Raw genomic sequence first — 502 nt, forward strand, 5'->3', positions numbered from 1 at the left:
GAACCGCCTGCGCGCGCTTTACGCCCAATAATTCCGGACAACGCTTGCCACCTACGTATTACCGCGGCTGCTGGCACGTAGTTAGCCGTGGCTTTCTGGTTAGGTACCGTCAAGGTACCGGCAGTTACTCCGGTACTTGTTCTTCCCTAACAACAGAGTTTTACGATCCGAAAACCTTCATCACTCACGCGGCGTTGCTCCGTCAGACTTTCGTCCATTGCGGAAGATTCCCTACTGCTGCCTCCCGTAGGAGTCTGGGCCGTGTCTCAGTCCCAGTGTGGCCGATCACCCTCTCAGGTCGGCTACGCATCGTCGCCTTGGTGAGCCGTTACCTCACCAACTAGCTAATGCGCCGCGGGCCCATCTGTAAGTGATAGCAGAACCATCTTTCAATCTAATTATATGTATAAATAGATATTATCCGGTATTAGCCCCGGTTTCCCGGAGTTATCCCAGTCTTACAGGCAGGTTGCCCACGTGTTACTCACCCGTCCGCCGCTAA

General features: G+C 54.0%; 1 rRNA gene. It reads right to left on the minus strand.

The features are described 5' to 3' along the window. Positions 1-502 (minus strand): 16S ribosomal RNA (locus LCM23_RS25765); the annotation flags it as partial.

Source organism: Cytobacillus kochii, assembly GCF_020171845.1.
In the GTDB taxonomy this organism is placed as follows: Bacteria; Bacillota; Bacilli; order Bacillales; family Cytobacillaceae; genus Cytobacillus; species Cytobacillus kochii.